Here is a 22,265-nt window from a genome sequence, read left to right on the forward strand (position 1 = left end):
GCAGGGGTGGGCGATCGAGCGGTTCAGGACTTCACGGACCCCGCGATGCCCTCGACGAAGTAGCGCTGCATGAAGGCGAACAGCGCGACGATGGGGATCAGGGAGATCACTCCGGCGGCGGCCATCCCCGACCAGTCCGTGGAGTTCTCGCCGACGAAGGCCTGCATGCCGACGCTCACGGTCCGCAGATCGGGATTGCTGAACGAGAACACCAGCGGCAGGAAGAAGGCGTTCCAGGTGAAGAGGAACGTCAGCACCGAGACCGTCGCGGTGACGGGCATCGACAGCGGGAGCATGATGCGGGAGAAGGTGCGCAGGAACCCCGCGCCGTCCACGACGGCGGCTTCCTCGAGCTCCGCGGGCAGTCCTCGGAAATACCCGGCGTAGATGAGGATGGCCGCGACGTTCGCCCCGCCGGAGAGAGCCAGGATCATGCCCGAGAGCTGGTCGAGCAGGCCCAGCTGCATCGACAGCTTCACGACCGGGATGATCGTGTACCCGGTCGGCACGAACAGAGTCGCCACCAGGATGCCGAGGATCAGTCGCGAACCGGGGAAGCGGTACCTGCCCAGCACGTAGCCGGCCAGGGCGCAACGCACGGTCACGATCACGACCGTGGCGATCGTGACGACTGCGGTGTTGAGCAGGTAGCGCCGGAAGTTCCCGTCCGTCCAGGCCCGCGCATAGTTCTCCCAGCGCAGCTCCTCGGGGAGCAGGGAGAGTCCGCCGGCGAAGATCTCGGCAGGGGACTTCAGCGAGGCGGAGACCATCCAGATGAAGGGATAGATCCACAGCAGGGCGATCACGCCGAGCACGGCCACCAGGAGCCACCAGGGCAGGCGCCGACGCCAGCGGTGACCGCGCGACGGCCTTTCGGGTGGCGTCGGGTCGTGCGGCGTCCGGGCAGAGGTAGGACGATCCAGGGTGGTCATGAGCGGGCTCCTGAGCGTCGGGCGAGCATCGTGACCCACAGCTGCACTCCGACCACCGCGAGGACGAGGAGACCGAACAGCACGGCGGCTGCGGAGGCGAAGCCGAGCTGGGGGATCGTCGCCGCGAAGGCGAAGCGGTAGATGTAGATCTCGATGATCTCGGTGCTGTAGAAGGGGCCACCGGCGGTCATGGTCTGCATGAGGTCGAAGGCATGGAAGCAGTCCTCGACGGTGAGCACGGTGATGATCAGCAGGAATGGGATCAGCAGCGGCAGCGTGATGTGACGGAAGGTCTGGACGGCGCCGGCTCCATCGATCCGCGCCGCCTCGTAGAGATCCTTCGGGACCGTCTGCAGGGCGGCGAGCCAGTAGATGAGGGTGATCCCGAAGAACTTCCAGACGTAGATCACCGCCGCCGTCGGGAGCGCGGTCGCGGAGCTGCCCAGCAGGTCGACGGGACCGAGGCCGAACAGCTCGGTCACATAAGAGAGCGGACCGCTCGCCGGATCGAGCACGAATCGCATCACCACGCCCACGATCGCCGTGGTCGTGACGACCGGCAGGAAGTACATCGTCCGGAAGAACGCGGAGAACGGCAGCTTCGGCGAGTTCAACATCATCGCGAGGAAGAACGCCCCGAAGACCCGCAGCGGTGCGACGATCAGCATGAACACCAGCGTGATGCGCACTGCGGACCAGAACATCGGATCGGCCAGCACGGCCCGATAGTTCTCCAGGCCCACGAAGCGCTGGTCCGCGGTGAATCCGTTCCACTCGACGAGCGAGTACCAGTAGCTGGCGACCATGGGGTACAGCGTGTACATCCCGTAGAGGACGAAGGTGGGCAGCAGGAACGCGTAGATCCACAGATTGCGCCGACGCAGGCGAGCGCGCTGTGCCGGGCGGCGCACGGGGCGCGGCGCCAGGGAACGACCGCGGTCCGGGGGAGCCGGCGCGGGGGTGAGAACCGAGGAATCGGACATCAGGAGACTCCTTCCGGAGCGTGGTCGCCGTGTGCGAGCCCACGGCGACCACGGTCAGCGGATCTGGCTGATCGAGAAGGTGGCGGGGTCGTTGCCGATGCGGTGACCGCGGTCGAGGGCATCGATCGTCGCCATCTGCTCCGCGGACAGGCGGAAGCCGTCGACGTCGAGGTTCTCCACGAGACGATCGCGGGACGTGGTCTTGGGGATGACCACGAACCCGTGCTGGATGTGCCAGCGCAGGACCACCTGTGCCGGAGTGGCGCAGTGGGCCTCCGCGATCCGCGTGATCTCCGGGAGGTCGAGGTCCGCTCCCTGTCCCAGCGGCGAGTAGCTCTCCACAGTGATGCCGAGCTCCCGATGGTGCGCCACGAGATCGCTCTGGGAATGGGTGGGGTGCAGTTCGATCTGGTTCACCGCGGGGAGGGTCGACGCCACCTCGGTGAGCTCGCGCAGGTGCTCGGGGAGGAAGTTGGAGACGCCGATCGCCCGCACGGAGCCCTCGGAGTGCAGCCGTTCGAAGGCCCTCCAGGTCTCCTGCCACAGTCCCGCTCCAGGATTCGGCCAGTGGATGAGGAACAGATCCAGGTGGTCCACTCCCAGCCGTTCGAGGGTCTCGGCGTGGGCTCGCAGGGCGGCGTCGTAGCCCTGCTCCCCGTTGCGGAGCTTGGAGGTCACGAACACCTCCTCGCGGGGCAGACCGGACGCTCGCAGAGCAGCGCCCACACCGGATTCGTTGTTGTACGCGGCGGCCGTGTCCACGTGCCGGTAGCCCACGTCCAGGGCCTGCTCGACGATCGGCTGGACCTGATCGGGCGGGATCTGGAAGACACCGAGGCCGAGCTGGGGGAGGTCGACGCCCGCAGCGATCGCGGTGCGAGCGGTCAGCGGGGCGGCGGGAGAGGCAGGCGCGGTGCTCATCGGAGGGGCTCCAGGGTGAGCAGCGAGACGGCCGGCAGCGGCAGGTGGATGCTCAGCGAGAGCGTGCCGTCGGCGTCGGGGAGCACCTCGACCGCCTCGGACAGCTCCTCGAGTCCTTCGCGCGCATGGATCTGGGCGAGCTCCTCGGTGGTCGGCACCTGCGGAGCGCCGATCGACTGCCACACGGTGTGGCTGTTGGAGTGGCTCGCGTCGATGCGATGGTGCGAGAGCCGGTACTCACCGGGCTCGAGTCCGGTCACCGTGAGCGACACCGGGGTGGGCGACTCGGCAGTGCGGTACTGATCATCGGTGTGCCTCCAGACCGCCGCGGCGAGGCGACCGTCGTCATGGCGGGTGGCGAGCACGTCCACCTCTTCCGGCATGGAGCGCCCGTCGGCCTCGTCGAGCAGCTCCACGCCATGGGCGGCGTCGCTGGTGGCCTCCAGCCGCTGCTCGCCCAGTCGAGCGAGCAGGCGGTAGGCGTTCAGCAGAGGTTTCTCGACGCGGTCCGCCGTGAGGAAGGCGCGAGTCCCCTCGAAGAAGCGCTCACCCTCGAAGTAGAAGCTCCACGACGTCGCCTGCTGCACGTTCGCGCCCTCGTCGTCGCTGAGGTCCAGCAGCTTCTTCATGAGCTTCACCTGGAAGACGGGGAAGTACTCCGTGTTCTGGAAGCGGAAGTTCGCGTTGTCGTAGACGGAGAAATGGGCGGGGACCCCTGCATCGCATTCGTCGATGATCGCGGGAAGCGTCCGATACGCGGGGAACTCTGCCATGACGCGCAGCATGGAGCGGACTTCGTAGAGCATCTTGTGCGTCGACGGGCTCTGCTGTTCCGGGGCGTCGCCGCCGGTGGGGCCGTACACGCGCCACGGGGTGAAGGAGGATCCCTTGGTGTGGAAGGAGACGAAGTCCAGGGGCAGATCATGCGCATCGGTGTAGGCCAGGAATCCGCGCAGGAACTCGGTGCCTCCGCCGGTCACGGCCGGCCCGCCCACCTTCGCCGAGGGAAGGACGCTGCGCACTCCCTCGACCGTCGCCGCGTACAGGTCGTGGAACTGCTCGGGGGTTCCGCGCCAGTAGAAGATGTCCGGCTCGTTCCACAGCTCCCACAGCCAGGTCTCGACCTCGGCCGCGCCGTAGCGCTCGAGGCAGTGCGCGGCCACTGCGGCGACGAGGTCCCGCCAGCGGCCGTAGTCGCGCGGAGGGTAGGCCCACTGACCGGCCTCATAGGCCGAGTACACGGTGGGGCTGGAGGTCACGGTGAGGTCCGCGGCCTCGGGCGGGAGGAGATCGCGCGGGGTGAAGCCGATCTCGACCAGCACGTGGTGCCCGGCCTCGACGATCGCGTCGTAGGCCTGGTCGAGGATGGTGAAGTCGTAATAGGGAGTGCCGTCAGCGTCCTCGTGGTAGACGTTTCCGTTGCCCCAGTGGGGGATGCCGAACCCGGATCCGGAGCAGAGCGCGTAGTGGGGGCGGATGTGGTAGCCCGTCTCGGCGAGTTCACCGAAGGTGTTCAGGAGATGGCGCCCGGTGGGGGTGTACGTCCAATTGATCTCGTCATATCCCACGCTCTCCCAGAGGCGCGTGAGCGCACCGGCACTCCGACCGGCGTCGATTCTCACCGCGGCGGTCGCGACGTGCGGCGCGGTGGGATCGCTCGGCGCATTGGGCGGAAACGCCCGAGCACTGGTGAGGTTCACGTGGGTGGGCTGAGCGGTGGTCGACACGCGCGGTCACTGCCTTTCGGGGCGTCACGGGATGCTGCGGCCGGAGGGCTCGGAGTGCGCTCCGGAGGGTGCGAGGTGTGGGAGATGCGCTGCTCACCAGCGAGGGGGTCCTCGATCTGCTGAGCGATGGAGCACGCCGAGACGGCTGCTTTGCCGTCGGCGCTGGTGCCGTGGGTCGGGGGCCGGGTGGGCTCGTCGATCCTGGAGCACAGCCTAGGAACGTCGAGTGTAGATTGTCAACAATCTACGAGAAGGAGTTGGCGTAGGGCGGCGAGCGTCGAGGTGGGCCCGTGGAACGGTCGTGCTACACCGGGAAACGGGAGGTGGGTCGCGCGGGATCCGCGATCGCGCTCCTGCTCAGAGTCCGTTCTTCCCCTCGGGCCCGGGGCCGGAGAGCGGACCGGTCTCCGTGGGGTCCTTCTCGGCTGCTCGCATCTTGCGGATCTGCCGGAGCGTCCACCCGATGTGCTTTTCGATCGAGAGCACCGCGGCCTGCGGATCTCCTGTCGCGAGCACGTCGCGCATCTCCTGGTGCTCCTCCGGCAGTCTCGAGCGGAACTCGAGCCGATCGGTGCGCGCGTTGAGGAAGATCGAGACCTGGCTCCGCAGCATGTTCCACGTTCTCTGCAGCCGGGAGTGGTCGGCGGCGGCGTAGACCAGATCATGGAACTCGAGGTCCAGGCGCACGTGCTCGTTGTCGGTCCGCTCGCCCGCCACCGGGTCCAGCGGAATGGAGCGCATCTGGGCGATCACCGCATCCAGCTGCGCGAGCACGCCGTCATTCATACGCTCGGCACAGCGCTCCATGGCCAGCCGCTCGAGGGCGAGCCTCATCGAGTAGATCTCCTCGATGTCCTCGGAGCTCAGTGTGATCACCCGCGCGCCACGGTGGCGCTGCGACTCGACGAGCCCTTCGCGGACCAGCAGGAGGATCGCCTCCCGCACGGGCCCTCTGCTGACGGACATCGATTCCGCGAGCTCGACCTCCTTGAGCCGCTCACCGGGAGCCAGCTCTCCGGAGGTGATCATCTCGCGCAGGCGATCGGCGATCATCGTGGACAGAGCAGGCGGGGCCGTCATCCCGGCCAGGAGTTTCGATGTCGCCATGGGCGCATCCTCCTGCCGATGGGGTGGGGAACTGCGGAGGAGTCTAGTTGGCGCGGGCACGAGAGTGCCGCCCCGAGCGGAGTGGGGCATGTCCCGGACCGGCTGTGCGCCCGCCTCCCCGGCCCGCGGCGGGCGAGGTCAGACCGACTGCCAGATGTCGTCCCCGCGCCGGAGCGCGTCGAAGCCGCCGTCGGCGAAGAGCACCTGACCGGTCATGCGGGCGTTCGCGGCGGAGACCAGGAAGACGTGGACGGCCGCGATGTGCTCGGCGTCGGCGATGCCGTTGTAGGGGGTGGGCATGGCGTCGGCGGCCTGCTGCCGGCCGGCCTCGGAGGCGAGAAGATCCTCGGTCATCCCCGTGCGCACCTGACCGGGTCCCACGGCATTGATGCCGATGCCCGCGCCGGCGTACTCGGGCGTCGGCGCAACACGGCGGACCCACCGCGAGATCGCGCGCTTGGAGCTCGAGTAGTTGGCGTAGCCGGTCGCCGGACCCTGCGCCGCGAGGGCGGCGCCGCGCGCGATCGCAGCCTCCGCCTCTCCGGCGAGGAGCAGATCCACCAGCTCCGGGTCGCTGGCCTGCAGCGTCGCGGCGGAGCTGGTGATGCTCACCCGCGGGCTCCCGGCCGCGGCGAGCAGGGGACGCAGCGCCTCGACGAGGCGGACGGTGCCGAGGTAGTTGATCTTCACCGACAGCTCGCCGGGCACGGAGACACCGGCGTTGGCGACGAGGCCGTCGAGGACGCCTCCGGTGCGCTCCGCGATCTCCGCGGCCACGCGGTCCACTGACTCCGGATCACCGAGGTCACCGGTCACATCCCCCTCACGCAGGTCGACGCGGAGCACGGTGTCACCGGCCGCCTCGAGCTGCTCGGCAGTGGCTCGTCCGATGCCCGATGCTGCTCCGGTGACGACGACGGTGCGGGACATGCTGGGTCTCCTTCGGTGGGACGAATCGGTGCACAGCGAACCTACTCCGTCCGCCGGCGGGCGGGCCGGCTCATGCGGTGCGCTCCTCGGCCTCGCGGAGGAGAACGTCCAGCCGCTCGAGCAGCGGGAGCAGCTCCCCGGGTGCCATGATCGTGTGATCCGGCCGCTCGCGCTCGGTGGCGGGCTCGCGCGGGTAGCGGGGTGTCCAGGCCAGGTGGACGCCCGTGATCCCCAGCGCCCGGGCGCCGGCGATGTCGCGGGCGAGGTTGTTGCCCACCATCACGCAGCGGGCGGCGTCCTCGGTCCCCAAGTCCAGCGAGCCCAGCGCGGCCTTGAACATGCGCGGACTGGGCTTCTCGTGGCGGACGTTGTCCGAGCAGGTCAGCGTCTCGAAGAGGTCGAGGATCCCGTGCTGCGCCAGGAGATTGCGGAAGGAGGCGGTGCGACCGTCGGCGACCAGCGCCAGGCGGAACCCGGCCTCGTCGAGGTCGTGGAGCATCGCGAGCGCGCCGGGGATCATCTCCGCCTCCAGCACCGTGCCGTCCTCGGCGAAGACCTGGGTGCTCTCGTCGATGAGGGTGTCCCCGCAGTCGAGCAGGACGAGGAGGTGTCGAGGGGTCACGGGGGTCCTGTTCGATGGAGTGGGGCCGATGGGTCGCGTGGCGAGGGTAGCGCCTGCGCAACCCTCGGGGTGGGACGCCTCGGAGCGACGCGACCCGGACGTCACGGAGTACCCTGCCGTGGCATTGGTGCGAGGGCCTGCCAGGCTGCTGCCGACACGACCGCATCGGTGCCGTCCGTCCCACCGCACCAGGAGTCACCGTTGACCACGCCCCCTTCCCCTCCTCAGCCCGAGGCCCCGTCACCGGAGCGCTTCGTCTCCGGCGACCCCTATGCCCTGGATCCCACGGCGGTGAAGGACCCGCCCGTCGGCTGGAGAGCCTCGGTGAAGTACTTCGGCCCGGGCCTGATCGTCTCCGCCTCCGTCGTCGGGGCCGGCGAACTCGTCACCGCCACCTCCCTCGGGGCCCGGGCGGGCTTCGTCCTGCTGTGGCTCGTCGTCGTCTCGACCTTGGTCAAGGTGGCCGTGCAGGTGGAGATGGCCCGGTACGCGATCATCACCGGCGAGGGGGCGATGGAAGGGTACAACCGTGTCCCGCCCCGGGTGGGGCGGATCAGCTGGGTCTTCCTCCTGTGGGCGCTCATGGCGCTGAGCGGCTGGTCCAGACCGGCGGTCTGATCGGCGGCATGGCCGCCGCGCTGTCGATCCTGTTCCCGCTGGGCTCCGGGCCGCTCTCGCCGACGGCCGTGACGATCTGGGCCGTCATCGTCACTGCGATCGCCATCGCGACGCTCATCTCGAACCGGTACGGGCTGATCGAGAACGTTGCGACCGTTCTGACGATGTCGTTCGTCGTGGTCACCGTGCTGGTCGTGATCGCCTTGCCGTTCACCGACTTCGCCTACTCCGGGGCGGACCTCGCCTCCGGACTCAACTTCCAGCTGCCGCTGGGAGCACTCGGCATCGCGCTGACGATGTTCGGCCTGACCGGGGTGGCCTCCGAGGAGATCACGGCCTACACCTACTGGTGCCTGGAGAAGGGCTACGCCCGCTGGTCCGGCCCGAACGACGGGACCGAGGCGTACCGTCGGCGCGCCCGCGGCTGGATCGCCGTGATGCAGAAGGACGCGATCGTCTCCTGGGTCATCTACACCGTCTCGACCGCGGCATTCTTCGTCCTCGGCGCCGCGGTGCTGCACCCGCAGGGACTGTTCCCCGAGGGCAACGAGATGATCCTGACCCTGTCCGAGACCTTCTCCGGAGTGTTCGGCGAGACGGGCAGGATCGTGTTCCTTCTCGGCGCCATCGCGGCGCTCGGCTCGACGATCTGGGCGGCGATCCCCTCGTGGTCGAGGTCATGGGCCAACGCGCTCTCGATCGTCGGTGTCTACGACTGGTCCGACGGTCGCCGGCGCACCTTCTGGATGCGCGTCTTCATCGTCTTCCTGCCCCTCATGTGGCTGCTGACCTTCCTGTGGATCAACGAGCCCCTGCTGATGATCATGGTGGGAGGCATCGCCGGCGGGATCTTCCTCGCTGCGGTGGCGGTCTCCGCGCTCTACCTGCGCGGACGGATCGAGCCCGCGCTGCGGGGAGGCCGCTTCCTGCATGTCGCGCTGGTGGTCAGCGCACTCGCGATCATCGCGCTGGGCATTTACTCGGCGGTGACGACGGTGATCGGCTGAGGGCGTCGGCCCCGCCACGCACCCGGTGGAGCCCTATTGCCGTGGCGGGTACGGTCGCAGACGGTGCCGGGTCCGTGCCCGGCGCCGGCATGTCCCCGGCCGTGCCGCGGCAGCGGGCATGCCTGCTGAATGAGACCGATCGAGGAAAGGACACCATGACCACGGCGACCATGACTGACGATCTCTACCGCACGCGACTGGCGGAGGCGACGGAGCCCTTCGCCCGCGAGCACCCGACGGTGTGGGGGAGCGCCGAGGACGGCCCCTTCGACGCCGAGGCCCTGCACGACCACGCCGAGCGCGGCTTCACCATCCTGCGCGACGTCCTCGCACCCGAGGAGCTGGCCACCTATCAGGCCGAGCTGCAGCGGCTCACCGGCGATGCCTCGCTGCGCGGCGACGAACGAGTGATCACCGAGCGCGGATCGGGCGAGATCCGCTCGATCTTCGCGGTCCATCGGATCAGCGAACTGATCGATCAGCTCTCCCGCGACCCGCGCCTGCTGGACCGGGCGCGCCAGCTGCTGGGATCGGACGTGTACCTGCACCAGACCCGCATCAACTCCATGCCCGGCTTCCGCGGCAGCGGGTTCTACTGGCACTCCGATTTCGAGACCTGGCACGCGGAGGACGGCATGCCGGCGCCGCGCTCGGTGAGCTGCTCGATCGCGCTGACGCCCAACTTCCCGTACAACGGCGGGCTCATGGTGATGCCCGGCTCGCATCGCACCTTCGTGCCGAGCGTGGGCGAGACGCCCGAGGACAACCACCGGTCCTCGCTGAAGGAGCAGAAGGTCGGGGTGCCCTCCGAGGAGGTCATCGCCGAGATGGCCCATCGCCATGGCATCGACCAGTTCACCGGCCCGGCGGGCTCCGCCCTCTGGTTCGACGCGAACATCATGCACGGCTCGGGCAACAACATCACGCCCTTCCCGCGCTCGAACATCTTCCTGGTGTTCAACAGCGTCGAGAACGCCCTGCAGGATCCGTTCGCGGCGTCCTCGCCGCGTCCGGACCATATCGCCCACCGTGAGGTGCAGCCGCTGAGCTGACCTCGCCGCGCTGAGAGCGGGGACGGACGACCGGATCGTCCGTCCCCGCTCTCATGCCCGCCGGTGTCGAGGTGGCGGAGGGCAGGGGCGGTCGCGGTCAGCCCACCATTCCGTCGACCTCGGCGATCGTCGCTGTGGCCGCCTCGGCGGGCGTCGTGGTCCCGAAGAGGACGTCGGTGAGCAGACGGGTGAAGGTGCTCTGCGCATCTGCCGTGCCCATCGGCTGCACGGCCGGGGGTCCCGCGAGCTCCGGGGTCACCGCGTCGAGGAAGTCCACGACGTCCTGGTCCGTGGCGGTCAGGGCATCGCCCATCGCCTCGATCGCTGCGGGGCTCGAGGGGACTCCGCGGTTCAGCAGCTGGATCGCCTGCGCCTCAGGGGCGTTCACCAGGAAGTCCACGAGCTGCGCGGCCCGCTCGGGGTGCTGTGACTGCGCCGCGATGGACCAGTACATGGTCGCCTTCTTGAACAGGCCGTTCTCGCTCGCGCTCCCGGTGAGCGAGGGCGGGCGCAGCATCACCACATCCTGCGACCCCACGGCGTCGCGCACGGACTGCAGCTGATTGGTCCAGGTCCAGCTCATCGCAGAGCGCGCGGTGGAGAAGGCCTGCTGCTCGAGAGTCACCGACACGTCCTCGACGGTGGCGTCGGCCGGGAGGGTCGCCCCGGACTCCTGCAGGTCCAGGTAGAACTGGAACCACTCGGCCAGCGCCTCGGGCGTGCAGCCCATCCCCTCGGGGCCCCACAGATCCTCGCCCTTCTGGCGCAGGAAGATGGTGAGGTCCGCGTAGCTCGCGCCACCGGTGACGCCGGTGGCGACGCCGGAGTCGCTGATGCGCCGGGCGATGTCGTGGAAGTCCTCCCAGGTCCAGGTCGTGTCGTCGGGCAGCTCCACGCCGGCCTGCTCGAACAGCTCCGGATTCGCGACCACCACCCAGGCGTTGGACCCGGTGGACAGTCCCGTCAGCACGCCGTCCACCCGGCCGGCGTCGAGATCCGCGGCGTCCAGGCCCGAGAGGTCCAGCCCCTCGAGCGTCTCGAGGTCCGCGAGCACCCCGCGTCCGGAGTACTCCGCGATGTACTTGCCGTCCATGTTGATGACATCCGGCGGGGTGCCGCCGGCGACCTGAGTGGCGAGCTTGTCCCAGTAGCCGTCCCACTCCGAGGGCTGCAGAGAGACCTCGACCTCGGGCTGCTTGTCGGTGAAGGCCTCGACCATCTCCGCCGTGAACTCCTGGTAGAAGGCCGGCCCCCAGAACATGAAGCTCACGGCCGTGGAGGTCTCGTCGTCCCGGGCCGACGGGCCGCAGGCGGCGAGCATCATCGAGGAGGCGAGGGAGCCGGCGAGCAGTGTCCGGCGGGTGGTGTCGCGGCGTCCGGGTCGCCGGGCACCGAAGCCGGTCGTGCCCAGGGTCGCCGCGACACAGCCTGGACGGTGGAATGCCGAGGGGTGCAGAACATGCGCGGTGCGGGGGAGGGAGGAGGTGTGCATGGGATAGTCCTTCGAGCGTCGTCGACCTCAGGAGATGCCAGGGGCACCGTGAGCATAGGTGCGGCGGATAGCGCTGTCCATCGTCGACCGCCTCGGCATAGGCTCCCTCGATGACCCCCGCCCTCGCTCCCGGGACGCTCCGCACGATCCATCGCGTGTGGGCGCGGCGTCTGGGCGCACCGGCGCACTCCTTCGAGGCCGACGGCGTGGTGCCGGTGGTGTGGGACGGGGCGGACGCGGTGAGCGTCGTCCGCCTCGGCGGCGCGATCGTCCTGGGCGGACCGGAGAGCGCGCTCGGCGCCCTGCGCGACCTCCCCGGGCCGAGGCTCCTGGACCCGGCCGCTGTGATGTTGGCCCTCGAGGGCCGTGGGCCGCGGCTGTTCGGCGCGGCGCACCTGGCATTCGTGGACCAAGGAAAGGTCACCGCCCCGGCGTCCGTCCGCAGCGCCTCGCGCGGCGACCTCGAGGAGGTGCTCGCCACGCTCAGCGAGGACGAGCGCGCGGAGTCCGGTCTGCGGGAGATGGAGCGCTGGTGGGTCGCATCGGGGCCGACGGGGGCGCCCGCGGCGGCCGCCGGGTGCGAGACCTGGGACGGCGCGATCGCGCACCTCGGCGTGGCCGTGGCACCGCAGCGTCGCGGCACCGGCCTCGGAGCGGCCGCGGCCTCCGCCGCGATCGCCCGGTCGCTGGCCTCGGGGCTCGTCCCTCAGTGGCGCAGCGGCGTCGGGAACGCGGCCTCCCGGCGGCTCGGGACGACCCTCGGCGCCGTTCCGCTCGGCGAGCAGGTCACCGTGGATCTCGACCTGCGGTGACGTGCACCATTGCCTGTGAAACTCCTGGTCAGAGTGATGAAGGTCTAATTGTCGCCGACTGTGAGCACGGTCCTGGCGCGTCGTCGGGCCGGCCACGATGATGAGGGTCATGGTCTCCTCTGTGCAGCACTCCTCCCGCTCGTCCGCCGGGTCGCAGGGTCCCACCGGTGGTGGAGGCGACGGCCCGGAGGAGTCCGCGCAGGACGGCCAGGGAGGCGAGGACCTCCAGCTCAAGAAGCTCTCGCCCACCGCTCTCGCGGTCAGCGGTGCGGCCGCGGCCACCGCCTCGGTGATCGGCGGTCAGCTGGGTGCGGCCGGCACCGTGATCGGAGCGTTCATCACCTCGATCGTCTCCGCGACCGCGCTCGCGCTGTACACGGACTCCGTGAACCGCAGCAAGAAGACCCTGAAGACGGTGGCGGCGAAGGCGCAGCGCCTCCCGGCACGCAGCTCCTCTCCGTCGGCCTCCTCGCCCCGATCGACCTCGCGCACAGCCCGTGCGGCCGCGGCGCCGCAGGAGGACGAGGGCCTGGCGGCCCTCGCGTTCCACGACGGGGCGGAGGACGACCTCGCGGCGCGGGCGCGTCGCCGCCGGATCCTCAAGATCCTGCTCATGGCCGCCGTGATCGGCCTCCTCGGCACCCTGGCGGTGTTCGGCATCCAGCGCGTGACCGGCACCGAGCTCTCGCCCGGCACCGGGCAGATCCAGCGCTCGGTGACCGGCACCGAGAACGTCTCCCCGCGCGAGGACTCCGGTGCGACGGAGGACGGCACCACCCAGGACGACACCTCGGAACCCGCGGACACCGACCAGCAGCAGGGCACCGATCCGAGCTCCGAGGAGCAGGACTCCTCGACCACCGATCAGCGCGAAGGCGGCGGACAGGACGGCACCACCACCGAGGACCAGGGCGCGGACGAGCCCACCGAGGCGCCGGAGCCGGCTCGTCAGGACCAGGCTCCCGCCGGGGACGGCACCGGCGACTCCGGCTCGAGCGGGGTGGGCTCCACCGGCGGCGGCGCCGAGGACGGCGGCGACACCACCGGCGAGTGAGGGGCGTGGCCACGGCCCCGCGAGCTCACGCGGAGACCCACCCGGCGTGACGCCGCCGCCAGGCCGCGAGCTCCTCCTCGAGGGCGGCCGTGACCTCCGGAACCGCGGCGGAGACGTCGCTCTCCTCGCCGGGATCCTCCTCCAGGTCGAACACCGCGCGGGCCACGGAGGCCGGCGGATCCATGCCCTCGCGCGCAGCGACCACCAGCTTGTGGCGTCCGCGCCGCACCGCCCACTGGCCCTCGTAGGTCCACATCAGGGACCGTTCGGGCGGGTCCTCCGCGCCGCGCAGCGCCTCCAGCAGCGAGACGCCGTCAACCTCCGGCAGGTCCGGCGGCGAGCCATCGGCCGCGTGCAGCAGCGTGGGCAGCAGATCCATCATCATCCCGGGCTCCTCGAAGGTGGAGCCTTCGGGCAGCTGCGCGGGCCAGGAGAGGATGCTCGGGACCCGGATGCCGCCCTCGAGCACGGAGCCCTTCGCCCCGCGCAGGCCGCCCGCGGAGCCGCCCGTGTAGGAGATCTCCTCACCGTCCAGCCAGTTGCGGCTCTCCCGCGAGGGCCCGTTGTCCGAGGAGAACACCACCACGGTGTCCTCGCGGACCCCGGTGCGGTCCAGGGCCTGCAGGATCTCGCCCACGGCGTCGTCCATCGCGGCGACCATGGCGGCCATCTCGCGGCGGCCCGGGGGCAGGTGGGCGACGCGCTCCATGTGCTCCGCCGGGGCGTGCATCGGATAGTGCGGGGCGTTGAAGGGCACATAGCAGAGGAACGGTCCGCCGGGGGCGTGGTCGTCGATGAACTGCGCGGCCCGCCGGCCGATCACCGTGGTGAGGTACTCGCCGTTGAGCCAGACCTCCTCGTCCCCCTCCCAGAGGTCGTGCACGGGATTGTGCCCGCCCCAGTAGAAGATGTGCGAGTAGTAGTCAACGCAGCCTGCTCGGATCCCGAACACCTCGTCGAAGCCGAAGCGGCCGGGCGCGTAGTCGGGGTCCACACCCAGGTGCCACTTCCCGAACAGCCCGGTCGCGTAGCCGCGCTCACCCAGCCGGGAGGCGAGGGTGGGCTGCTGCGGGAGCCCCGGGGTGGTGCGCCGGCCGCCGAGGATCGATTCCACCCCGGCATGACCCGGATACTTCCCCGTCAGCAGCGACGCCCGCGAGGGCGAGCAGACGGGCGAGTTCACGTACCACCGGGAGAGCTTCACGCCGCGGGCGCACAGGCCGTCCAGGTGCGGGGTCGGGATGTCCTCGGCGCCGAAGCAGCCCAGGTCCCCCCATCCCAGGTCATCGGCGTAGAGCACCACGATGTTCGGGGTGGTCGGGTGCTGGGGGTCGGTCATGGTCACTCCTTGACGGCGCCGGCGGTCATGCCGGCGACGAGTCGGCGCTGCAGCAGCGAGAACAGGATGATGGTGGGCAGGGCGGCGAGGACGGAGGCCGCCATCACCACGCCCCAGTCGGTGCCGTACTCGCCGAACAGGCCGGCGATGCCCACCTGCACCGTCTTGACCGACTCGCTCGTGAGGAACACCTGGGCGAAGAGGAACTCGTCCCACATCGCGATGAAGGCCGTGACGGAGACGGTGACCACCCCGGGCCACACCAGCGGGGCGATCACCCGGGCGATGACGGTCAGCGTTGTCGCACCGTCGATCCGTGCCGCTTCGTCCAGCGTGGTCGGGACGGAGTTCAGGAATCCCGTCATGAGCAGCACCGACAGCGGTGTGGTCATCGCGACGTAGACGATGATCAGTCCGGCGAAGGAGTTGAGGAGCCGCAGTTCCGCGAACACCAGGTAGACCGGCGTGATGAGGACGACGAAAGGCAGCAGCTGCGTGGCCACGAGCACCAGCATGACCGCGGGCCGGGCGCGGAAGGAGAAGCGGGACAGGGCGAATCCCGCGAGCATCGCCACGCACACGGTGAGCACGGTCCCCACGGCGCACACCAGCAGGCTGTTCATCAGATACCGGCCGAAGTTCGTGGCCTCGAAGAGCCGCGTGTAGGAGTCGAGGCTCAGATCGGCCAGGAGCGTGTCCCAGGTGACGCCCTGCGAGATCTCCTGGACGGGGCGGAGGGAGCTGTAGAGCATCCACAGCACGGGGAACATGATGACGATGAGGATGATGCCGAAAGGGACCAGGAAGAGCAGGTCCCGCACGCGCCGGGCATCGGGGGACCGGCGCACCCGTCGTGCGGTGGGAGCGCTCGGTGCGGTCTGCGGTGCCCCGGTCATCGCGACTCCTCTCGGGCGGACGTCATGCGCAGGTAGATCACGGCGAAGACGGCCATGATCGCCGTCATCACCAGGCCGATGGCGGCGCCCGCCCCCAGCTCGTTGTCGAAGAAGGCCGCGTTGTACAGCTCCGTGGCCAGCACCGCGGTGTAGTTCCCGGGTCCGCCGCCGGTGGTGAGCCAGACGTAGACGAAGTTGTTGAAGGTCTGGATCACCGTCACCAGCACGACGATCGTGAGCACCGGGCGCAGGCCGGGGAGGGTGACGCTGCGGAAGAGTCCCCAGCGCCCGGCCCCGTCCACGGCGGCGGCCTCGTACTGCTCCGAGGGGATCGACTGCAGGCCTGCGACCATCACCATGACGACGAAGGGCAGCTCCCTCCAGACGATGATCGCGACGATCGACCACCACACGGTGCTGGTCAGGGCGAGGAAGGGGACTCCGCCGTCGGTCAGGCCGAGCGCGCTGAGCACCTGGTTGAGGATGCCGGAGTCGCCGTCGAGGATCCATCGCCAGGCGGCGATGGCGACCACCTGGGGCACCATCCACGGCAGGAGGATCACGGTGCGGGAGAACCCGCGGAGCTTCCACCGGCGGAGGACCGGAGATTCCAGGGCGAGGGCCAGGCCGATCCCGGCCAGGATCCTCAGCACGACGGTCATGCCCGTCAGCCAGAACACCGTGTTGAACGCGGCGCGGCCGAACTCGGGATCCCCCCACAGGGCGGTGAAGTTCTCGAGTCCCACCCATTCGCCGTCGCCGGGCGCCTGGTACGGCGAGAGGCTCTGGAGGGCGAGGATCACGTTGTAGATCGACGGGGCGAGGAACAGGAGCGCGATGACCGCCAGGGCGGGAGCGCTGAGGAGGTACGGCTGGAGCCTGCGCATCCGCTGTGCGGAGACGGCGCGGGACGGTGCGGTGGTCATGAGATCACTCCTCCAATTCGTCCTCGAGCGTGGCGATGATCCGTCCAGCCGCCTGCTCCGGGCTGGACTGTCCCGAGTACACCGCGGAGAACTGTTGGTTCACGAGCTCCTGCAGCGAGGCGATCGTCATCGGCGCGTCGGCGTACCGTGCGAAGGAGGCGGCATGGGGCAGCTGCTCGACGAAGCCCTGCTCGCTCGGGTCCACCTCGATCTGCTCGATCGTCGAGGAGGAGGCCGGGTACTGCGGATAGGTCTCGAACGTTTCCGGCCCCAGGAGGTGCTTCACGAATTCCCAGGCGGCCTCAGGCTCCGCGCAGTTCGCGTTGATCCCGAGCGCACGTCCTCCCAGGTGCGTGGTCCCGTCCTCGAGCCCCGCGGGCATGGGGGCGGTGAGGAGCTCGGCGTCGACCGCCGACTGTGCTGCCCGGAAGGCGGCCGGAGGCATGAAGGTCATCCCGCATGATCCGTCTCCCAGGGCACCGACGATGCTGGGATCCCCGTAGTCGGTGACCGCCTGCATCGAGGTCGGTGTGATGCCGTCGGTGAAGAAGGCGTCGAAGTACTCGATCGTCTCGACGAGCTGACCGGTCTCGACGCCCGGGCGCCAGATGCCGCCCTCGGACTCGATCAGCTGCGACCCGTGCGCCCAGAGGTGGTAGTTGATCGGGAACCACTGCGCGCTGGAGAACTGCGCTCCGGCAGGGAACAGGAAGCCGTGGACCCTGCCGCCGGCGTCGCGCGTGAGTTTCGCGGCGATCTCGGCCAGGTCCTCCCAATCTCTGGGCGTCTCCGTGACACCGATCCGTTCGAGCACGTCGGGACGGTAGACGAGGGCCATCGTGTCGGCGGTCCAGGGGACCGCCCACATCGATCCTTCGTAGGTGGTCATGTCGGTGGCGAGGAGCTCGTCGGCGCCCTCCGCCGGGGACGCCTCCATCACGGCGTCCAGCGGGGTGAGGATCCGCGGTTCGGCCATGAAGGAGACGTCGGTGAAGGCGAGCTGTGCGATGTCGGGTCCGGATCCCGCATTCGCCTCTCGGGCGAACTGCTGGGGGTTGTTCGGCGAGAGCGTCTCCATCGAGACCCGGTAGTCGGGGTGCTCCTCGTTCCACAGCTCGACGGCGTCGAGGAGACCGGCGGCCTGGTCCGCGGGATCGAACTGGCGGAACACCCGATCGCCCTCGGTGTCGCCACCGCTGCACGCCGCCAAGGGAGCGGCCAGCAGTCCGGCGGCCAGCACGGTTCGACGTCTCATCGGCACCCTCTTCCTCGAGAATCACTGCGCGCCAGTAGACATGATCAATTTGACATAGTCAATGACGTTCCGGAGGTCTCTGCCGCCGTAGCATCGGGCAGATGAGACGAGCACCAGCAGACGCTCCGGTCGCAGGCCGACGCGGCACGAACCTTCCGCGGGTGGCCGGCTACAACCAGGTCCTCGTCCTCGATCTGATTCGGCGCAACCCCGGTCTGAGCAGGAGCGATCTCGTGCAGCGCACGGGCTTGACGATGCAGACGATGTCGAACATCTGCCATCGGCTGCTGGACGCCGAGCTGATCCGCGAGGCGGGCAGACGACAGTCCGGCCGGGGTGCACCGCGGATCGTCTACGAGGTGGAGCCGGCCGGTCGGTACGCGGTGGGGGTCCACATCGATCCCGCGCGTCTGACCCTCGCTGTCCTCGATCTCGCCGGCGTCCTCCGGGCCGAGTGCACGATGGAGATCCCGAACCCGCCCGAGCCGGAGACGATCCTGGCCGCCATCGACGACGGCGTGAGCATGCTGCTGAGCGAGCACGGGCTGAGCATAGACCGCGTGGTGGGGATCGGGGTGGCCTCACCTGGGCCGATCGACGGCGCGCACGGCTCTGTGGTCGGGCCGCCGCTCCTGCCGGGCTGGGACCTGGTGCCGCTGCGGGAGGCCCTGGAGTCCCGGTGGGGGACCCCGATCCTGGTGGACAAGGACAACACGGCGGCGGCCGTCGGGGAGACGTGGAGCGCTCCGCGCTGCGAGGAGAACTTCGCGTTCCTCTACCTGGGCAGCGGGGTCGCCGCAGGCATCGTGCGGAACGGCGAGGTGATCCGCGGCGGCGGCGCGAACATCGGGAACATCGCGCACCTCAGCGCTGACCCCGACGGCCCGCGCTGCTCGTGCGGGGGACGGGGCTGTGTCGACGTCTCGGCCGCCCCGGCGGTCATCGTCTCCTCCGGCATCGCGGCCGGCGCGCTCGATCCCGTGGACGTCACCGATGCGCACCGTGTCGAGGCGGCGCTGCGGGACCTCGCGCGCATGGCGGACTCTGATCCGCAGTCCTCCGCCGCGCAGGTCCTCGACCACGCGGCCGCCGGGTATGCACGCGTCGCCGTGCAGCTCGCGAACCTCCTGGATCTCGAGGCCATCGTCCTCGGCGGGCCGCAGTGGCCCGCTCTCGAACCCACGATGCTCCGCGTCCTCCCCGCGCTGCTCAATGAGGCATACATCGGTCGCGCCATCCACGGCATCGAGGTCCGCGGCACCGCCGTCGGAGGGCCCGTCGCGGCGATCGGTGCCGCGGCGCTCGTCATGGGCGAGACCGTCTTCGATGCCCAGAGCCAGCTGTACCTGCGGTGAGCGGTATACCCCTCACTCCCGCCAGAAGAAGCAGTGCTCGACCCCGCTCGGCGCGGTGATCCGCTCGAGCGTGAAGCGGTCGGTGAGCTCCTCGGGCCCCTCCCACAGGCGCAGGCCCGTCCCGTACTCGACCGGCGCGATCGCCACGTGCATCTCGTCGATGAGATCGGCCGCGAGGAACTCCCGCACGGTGGTGACGCCGCCGCCGATGCGCACGTCCTGGCCACCGGCCGCCGCCTTCGCCTGCTCGAGCGCCTCGGCCGGGGAGGCGTCGACGAAGTGGAAGGTGGTCTCTCCCACCACGAGCGGGGGCCGCTCATGGTGGGTGAGCACGAAGACGGGGGTGTGGAAGGGCGGCTCCGGACCCCACCAGCCGATCCAGCCGTCGTCGGTCCACGGGCCGCGCTGCGGGCCGAACTTGTGACGGCCCATGATCTCGGCGCCGATGCCCTGGGCGAAGTCGCGGGTCAGGTAGTCCTCGATGCCCCGGCTGCCGCCCGGCTCCTGCCGGCCGGGGAAGTGGGCGGTCGTGAACGCCCATCGCATCAGCACGCCGGGGTCGACGTGGCCGAAGGGGCGCTCGAGCGTCTGCTCCTCGCCGGCGCCGATGCCGTCGCGGGAGACGGTGAAGCTCTGGATGCGCACGCGCTGGGTCGTCGGCCCATCCTTCGTCACCCCAGCGCGGCTGTCACCCCCTCGGGATCAGCGATCCGGGGTGGTCGAGTCCTTGTCCTCGTCGCCCAGCAGGCTGCCGGCCGCGCCCTTGACGGTGTCGCGGGCGTCCTGGAGCTTCTCCTTGGCGCCGGCCTTGGCCTGATCGGCCTTGCCCTCCGTCTCGGTCTCCTTGTCACCGGTGAGCTTGCCCAGGCCCTCCTTGGCCTGACCGCCCATCTTGTCCTTCGTGTTCTCGAACTTCTCCTCGGTGCTCATCACAGGCCTCCTCGATGCCGGGCGACCACGGGACGTGGCGCTGTCCTCCGAGTCTAGGAACCCCGCCCCCTGCTCTCCAGAGGTGGACCGCACGGTCGGGGACCGGACTCATGCCTCCCGGGCCGCGAGCGGGATCCGCCCGCCGGCCAGGACCATCTCCACCTGCCGCGGGGAGAGCCGATGGTGCAGGGCCACCTCGCGCCCACCGATCCGGGCGGTGAGCCCCCGCCCCGCGCGCAGCGCCGCATGGATCCCGTCGAGCTCCACCGTGTCCCCGGCCGTGACGTGCTCGAGGTCGGCGGGATCGTCGACCTCGAGGGCGAGCACCCCGAAGTTGGCGAGGTTCTGCCAGTGGATCCGCGCGAAGGACACCGCGATCACCGCCGTGAGGCCCAGTGAGCGCGGGGCCAGCACCGCGTGCTCCCGCGAGGAGCCCTGCCCGTAGTTCCGCCCGGCGATCACCACGTGCCCGGCCGTGGCCGCAGCGGCCCGCGCCGGGTACTCCGGATCGATCCGCTCGAAGGCGAACTCGGCGATCCTCGGGATGTTGCTGCGGTAGGGCAGCACCCGGGAGCCGGCCGGCAGGATCTCGTCGGTCGAGACGTCATCGCCCATCATCAGCACCGCGGGCACCTCGAGGTGGTCCTCGATCGGCGTGAGCTCGGGCAGCGAGGAGATGTTGGGGCCCTTGACGAGCTCGACCTCGCGCGCCTGCGCCGGCGGCAGCGGCGCGGTGAGCATCGCATCGATGACCGTGAAGGTCTCCGGCATCGTGGGTCGAGGGAACACCAGCTGATGGCTGTCCTCGAGGGTGCGCGGATCGGTGATCCGTCCGGTCAGCGCCGCGGCCGCCGCGGTCTCCGGCGAGCACAGCCACACCGCGTCCTCCTCCGTGCCGGAGCGTCCGGGGAAGTTCCGCGGCATGGTGCGCAGCGAGTTGCGGCCGCGGGCCGGGGCCTGCCCCATGCCGATGCAGCCCATGCAGCCGGACTGGTGGACCCGCGCCCCGGCGGCCACCAGCGCGGACAGCCAGCCGCCGGCGATGAGGTCCCCGAGCACCTCCCGGGAAGTGGGGTTGATGTCGAGGGACACCTGCTCGGCGACCTGCCGGCCGTCGAGGATCTCGGCGACGACGGCGGCGTCCCGCAGCCCGGGGTTCGCGGAGGAGCCGACCACCACCTGGAAGACCTCCTCGTCCTCGACCTCCGCCACGGGCACCACGTTCCCGGGGGAGGAGGGGCGGGCGATCAGCGGTTCGAGCGCGGACAGCTCGATCCGCTCGGTGTGGTCGTAGCGGGCGCCCTCGTCGGCCTCCCAGCGTTCGAACTCCGCACCGCGGCCGACGGCTTCGAGGTACTCGCGCACCGCGTCGTCGGCCGGGAACACGCTGGCCGTGGCCCCCAGCTCCGCACCCATGTTCGCGATGACGTGCCGGTCCATGGCGCTGAGCTGGTCGAGGCCCGGGCCGTGGTACTCGATGATGCGCCCGGCGCCGCCGCTGACCCCGTGCCGACGCAGCATCTCGAGCACCACGTCCTTGGCGGAGACCCAGTCGGGGAGGGTCCCGGTCAGCTCCACGCCCCAGATCTCCGGGAGGTCCACGTACAGCGGCTGCCCGGCCATGGCCATCGCCACCTCGAGGCCGCCCACCCCGATCGCGAGCATGCCCAGCGCCCCGGCCGCGCAGGTGTGGGAGTCCGAGCCGATCAGCGTGGCGCCGGGCCGGCCGAAGTGCGCCTGGTGCACGGGGTGGGAGACCCCGTTGCCGGCCGGGGAGAACCACAACCCGTAGCGCTGCGCGGCCGAGCGCAGGAACAGGTGGTCCTCGGGGTTCTTCGCGTCGGTCTGCAGCAGGTTGTGGTCCACGTACTGCACCGACAGCTCGGTCCGGACGCGATCCAGTCCCATCGCCTCCAGCTCCAGCATGACCAGCGTGCCGGTGGCGTCCTGGGTGAGGGTCTGGTCCACTCGCAGGCCCACCTCGGAGCCGGGCGAGAGGTCCCCCTCGACGAGATGCGCGGCGATGAGCTTCTGGGCGACGGTGTACGGCATGGGCCTGCCCTCCTGGGATCGCGGCCCGCCTCCGGTCCGAGCGCGGACCTGCCTCCACCATAGGGCGGATGAGCGGCGCTGCCCAGGGTGCCGCCGGATCGGGTACGCTCCCGGCATGACGCACCGCTGGTTTACCTATGCGCGCCCGGCCCTGGAGGGGCCGGCGATGCCGTAGCGTCACCACCCCTTCAGAGCCGCCAGGGCAGAGCAGAAGCTCTGCCCTTCGCCATTCCCGGCGGGCTCTGCATCGGGTCC

Annotated in this window: 21 protein-coding genes; 6 read left to right on the plus strand and 15 right to left on the minus strand. The window is 70.1% G+C overall.

Annotated elements, in window-relative coordinates; genetic code table 11:
• Nucleotides 1–23: 23 nt before the first annotated feature.
• The 7 genes from CXH06_RS06865 to CXH06_RS06895 form a co-directional block, all read right to left on the minus strand.
• A complete protein-coding gene (locus tag CXH06_RS06865) occupies nucleotides 24–932 on the minus strand; it encodes a carbohydrate ABC transporter permease (protein ID WP_114854412.1) in 909 nt (302 codons plus the stop codon).
• On the minus strand, nucleotides 929–1,915 hold the full coding sequence (locus tag CXH06_RS06870) for a carbohydrate ABC transporter permease (RefSeq protein WP_114854413.1): 987 nt from the start codon (nucleotides 1,913–1,915) through the stop codon (nucleotides 929–931). The genes CXH06_RS06865 and CXH06_RS06870 overlap by 4 nt, the downstream gene beginning before the upstream one ends.
• A gap of 54 nt (nucleotides 1,916–1,969) precedes the next feature.
• A complete protein-coding gene (locus CXH06_RS06875) occupies nucleotides 1,970–2,836 on the minus strand; it encodes an aldo/keto reductase (RefSeq protein WP_114854414.1) in 867 nt (288 codons plus the stop codon).
• A complete protein-coding gene (locus CXH06_RS06880; RefSeq protein ID WP_114854415.1) occupies nucleotides 2,833–4,563 on the minus strand; it encodes a glycoside hydrolase in 1,731 nt (576 codons plus the stop codon). Before CXH06_RS06880 ends, CXH06_RS06875 begins: the two co-directional genes overlap by 4 nt.
• A 357-nt stretch (nucleotides 4,564–4,920) precedes the next feature.
• Nucleotides 4,921–5,670, minus strand: coding sequence for a GntR family transcriptional regulator (locus CXH06_RS06885; RefSeq protein ID WP_198684032.1), 750 nt, complete (start codon nucleotides 5,668–5,670; stop codon nucleotides 4,921–4,923).
• A gap of 138 nt (nucleotides 5,671–5,808) precedes the next feature.
• A complete protein-coding gene (locus CXH06_RS06890; RefSeq protein WP_114854417.1) occupies nucleotides 5,809–6,600 on the minus strand; it encodes an SDR family oxidoreductase in 792 nt (263 codons plus the stop codon).
• 70 nt (nucleotides 6,601–6,670) lie between these two features.
• Nucleotides 6,671–7,222: an HAD family hydrolase gene (locus tag CXH06_RS06895; protein WP_114854418.1), complete on the minus strand. Its 552-nt coding sequence runs from the start codon at nucleotides 7,220–7,222 to the stop codon at nucleotides 6,671–6,673.
• A 201-nt stretch (nucleotides 7,223–7,423) separates the two neighbouring features.
• Between CXH06_RS06895 and CXH06_RS18425 the strand changes: the two genes are divergently transcribed.
• The 3 genes from CXH06_RS18425 (at nucleotide 7,424) to thpD (ending at nucleotide 9,899) form a co-directional block, all read left to right on the plus strand.
• A complete protein-coding gene (locus CXH06_RS18425) occupies nucleotides 7,424–7,840 on the plus strand; it encodes an Nramp family divalent metal transporter (protein WP_198684033.1) in 417 nt (138 codons plus the stop codon).
• An 8-nt stretch (nucleotides 7,841–7,848) separates the two neighbouring features.
• Nucleotides 7,849–8,847 carry a manganese transporter NRAMP gene (locus CXH06_RS06900; protein ID WP_198684034.1) on the plus strand — a complete coding sequence of 333 codons (999 nt, stop codon included), beginning with the start codon at nucleotides 7,849–7,851 and terminating at the stop codon, nucleotides 8,845–8,847.
• Nucleotides 8,848–9,017: 170 nt separating this feature from the next.
• Nucleotides 9,018–9,899, plus strand: a complete 882-nt coding sequence (gene thpD, locus CXH06_RS06905; protein ID WP_232820240.1) for an ectoine hydroxylase — start codon at nucleotides 9,018–9,020, stop codon at nucleotides 9,897–9,899.
• A 97-nt stretch (nucleotides 9,900–9,996) separates the two neighbouring features.
• Here thpD and CXH06_RS06910 read toward each other — a convergent pair whose 3' ends face one another.
• Complete coding sequence (locus CXH06_RS06910) at nucleotides 9,997–11,391, minus strand: ABC transporter substrate-binding protein (RefSeq protein ID WP_114854420.1); 1,395 nt, start codon at nucleotides 11,389–11,391, stop codon at nucleotides 9,997–9,999.
• Between the two features lie 110 nt (nucleotides 11,392–11,501).
• Between CXH06_RS06910 and CXH06_RS06915 the strand changes: the two genes are divergently transcribed.
• On the plus strand, nucleotides 11,502–12,203 hold the full coding sequence (locus CXH06_RS06915) for a GNAT family N-acetyltransferase (RefSeq protein ID WP_114854421.1): 702 nt from the start codon (nucleotides 11,502–11,504) through the stop codon (nucleotides 12,201–12,203).
• A gap of 109 nt (nucleotides 12,204–12,312) precedes the next feature.
• Complete coding sequence (locus CXH06_RS06920) at nucleotides 12,313–13,257, plus strand: hypothetical protein (protein ID WP_114854422.1); 945 nt, start codon at nucleotides 12,313–12,315, stop codon at nucleotides 13,255–13,257.
• Nucleotides 13,258–13,282: 25 nt separating this feature from the next.
• Here CXH06_RS06920 and CXH06_RS06925 read toward each other — a convergent pair whose 3' ends face one another.
• Genes CXH06_RS06925 through CXH06_RS06940 form a run of 4 tightly spaced genes read right to left on the minus strand, consistent with a single transcriptional unit; the run spans nucleotide 13,283 to nucleotide 17,673 of the window.
• On the minus strand, nucleotides 13,283–14,596 hold the full coding sequence (locus CXH06_RS06925; protein ID WP_114854423.1) for a sulfatase-like hydrolase/transferase: 1,314 nt from the start codon (nucleotides 14,594–14,596) through the stop codon (nucleotides 13,283–13,285).
• A gap of 2 nt (nucleotides 14,597–14,598) precedes the next feature.
• The gene (locus CXH06_RS06930; RefSeq protein ID WP_114854424.1) at nucleotides 14,599–15,492 is read right to left on the minus strand and encodes a carbohydrate ABC transporter permease; all 894 of its coding nucleotides are present in this window, start codon (nucleotides 15,490–15,492) and stop codon (nucleotides 14,599–14,601) included.
• Nucleotides 15,489–16,418: a carbohydrate ABC transporter permease gene (locus tag CXH06_RS06935; protein ID WP_114854425.1), complete on the minus strand. Its 930-nt coding sequence runs from the start codon at nucleotides 16,416–16,418 to the stop codon at nucleotides 15,489–15,491. Before CXH06_RS06935 ends, CXH06_RS06930 begins: the two co-directional genes overlap by 4 nt.
• 4 nt (nucleotides 16,419–16,422) lie before the next feature.
• Complete coding sequence (locus CXH06_RS06940; protein WP_114854426.1) at nucleotides 16,423–17,673, minus strand: ABC transporter substrate-binding protein; 1,251 nt, start codon at nucleotides 17,671–17,673, stop codon at nucleotides 16,423–16,425.
• Nucleotides 17,674–17,774: 101 nt separating this feature from the next.
• Here CXH06_RS06940 and CXH06_RS06945 point away from each other — a divergent pair, with 101 nt between their 5' ends.
• A complete protein-coding gene (locus CXH06_RS06945) occupies nucleotides 17,775–19,028 on the plus strand; it encodes an ROK family transcriptional regulator (RefSeq protein ID WP_114854427.1) in 1,254 nt (417 codons plus the stop codon).
• Between the two features lie 12 nt (nucleotides 19,029–19,040).
• Here the strand turns inward: CXH06_RS06945 and CXH06_RS06950 are convergent, their stop codons facing one another.
• The 3 genes from CXH06_RS06950 to CXH06_RS06960 all read right to left on the minus strand — a co-directional run bounded on the left by CXH06_RS06950 (nucleotide 19,041) and on the right by CXH06_RS06960 (nucleotide 22,010).
• A complete protein-coding gene (locus CXH06_RS06950; protein WP_232820241.1) occupies nucleotides 19,041–19,673 on the minus strand; it encodes a dihydrofolate reductase family protein in 633 nt (210 codons plus the stop codon).
• Nucleotides 19,674–19,730: 57 nt separating this feature from the next.
• The gene (locus CXH06_RS06955; protein ID WP_114854429.1) at nucleotides 19,731–19,958 is read right to left on the minus strand and encodes a CsbD family protein; all 228 of its coding nucleotides are present in this window, start codon (nucleotides 19,956–19,958) and stop codon (nucleotides 19,731–19,733) included.
• Nucleotides 19,959–20,066: 108 nt separating this feature from the next.
• Nucleotides 20,067–22,010 (minus strand): aconitate hydratase, encoded by a 1,944-nt coding sequence (locus CXH06_RS06960; protein WP_114854430.1) that lies wholly within the window; start codon nucleotides 22,008–22,010, stop codon nucleotides 20,067–20,069.
• Between the last annotated feature and the right edge of the window lie 255 nt (nucleotides 22,011–22,265).

Source organism: Brachybacterium sp. YJGR34 (assembly GCF_003347015.1).
Taxonomy (GTDB): Bacteria; Actinomycetota; Actinomycetes; order Actinomycetales; family Dermabacteraceae; genus Brachybacterium.

Excerpts from the sequence above, each read along its gene's own strand:
- CXH06_RS06865 (WP_114854412.1), bottom strand. The coding sequence starts at position 932 with ATGACCACCCTGGATCGTCCTACCTCTGCCCGGACGCCGCACGACCCG.
- CXH06_RS06870 (WP_114854413.1), bottom strand. The coding sequence starts at position 1,915 with ATGTCCGATTCCTCGGTTCTCACCCCCGCGCCGGCTCCCCCGGACCGC.
- CXH06_RS06875 (WP_114854414.1), bottom strand. The coding sequence starts at position 2,836 with ATGAGCACCGCGCCTGCCTCTCCCGCCGCCCCGCTGACCGCTCGCACC.
- CXH06_RS06885 (WP_198684032.1), bottom strand. The coding sequence starts at position 5,670 with ATGGCGACATCGAAACTCCTGGCCGGGATGACGGCCCCGCCTGCTCTG.
- CXH06_RS06890 (WP_114854417.1), bottom strand. The coding sequence starts at position 6,600 with ATGTCCCGCACCGTCGTCGTCACCGGAGCAGCATCGGGCATCGGACGA.
- CXH06_RS06900 (WP_198684034.1), top strand. The coding sequence starts at position 7,849 with ATGGCCGCCGCGCTGTCGATCCTGTTCCCGCTGGGCTCCGGGCCGCTC.
- thpD (WP_232820240.1), top strand. The coding sequence starts at position 9,018 with ATGACTGACGATCTCTACCGCACGCGACTGGCGGAGGCGACGGAGCCC.
- CXH06_RS06910 (WP_114854420.1), bottom strand. The coding sequence starts at position 11,391 with ATGCACACCTCCTCCCTCCCCCGCACCGCGCATGTTCTGCACCCCTCG.
- CXH06_RS06915 (WP_114854421.1), top strand. The coding sequence starts at position 11,502 with ATGACCCCCGCCCTCGCTCCCGGGACGCTCCGCACGATCCATCGCGTG.
- CXH06_RS06920 (WP_114854422.1), top strand. The coding sequence starts at position 12,313 with ATGGTCTCCTCTGTGCAGCACTCCTCCCGCTCGTCCGCCGGGTCGCAG.
- CXH06_RS06925 (WP_114854423.1), bottom strand. The coding sequence starts at position 14,596 with ATGACCGACCCCCAGCACCCGACCACCCCGAACATCGTGGTGCTCTAC.
- CXH06_RS06930 (WP_114854424.1), bottom strand. The coding sequence starts at position 15,492 with ATGACCGGGGCACCGCAGACCGCACCGAGCGCTCCCACCGCACGACGG.
- CXH06_RS06935 (WP_114854425.1), bottom strand. The coding sequence starts at position 16,418 with ATGACCACCGCACCGTCCCGCGCCGTCTCCGCACAGCGGATGCGCAGG.
- CXH06_RS06940 (WP_114854426.1), bottom strand. The coding sequence starts at position 17,673 with ATGAGACGTCGAACCGTGCTGGCCGCCGGACTGCTGGCCGCTCCCTTG.
- CXH06_RS06945 (WP_114854427.1), top strand. The coding sequence starts at position 17,775 with ATGAGACGAGCACCAGCAGACGCTCCGGTCGCAGGCCGACGCGGCACG.
- CXH06_RS06955 (WP_114854429.1), bottom strand. The coding sequence starts at position 19,958 with ATGAGCACCGAGGAGAAGTTCGAGAACACGAAGGACAAGATGGGCGGT.
- CXH06_RS06960 (WP_114854430.1), bottom strand. The coding sequence starts at position 22,010 with ATGCCGTACACCGTCGCCCAGAAGCTCATCGCCGCGCATCTCGTCGAG.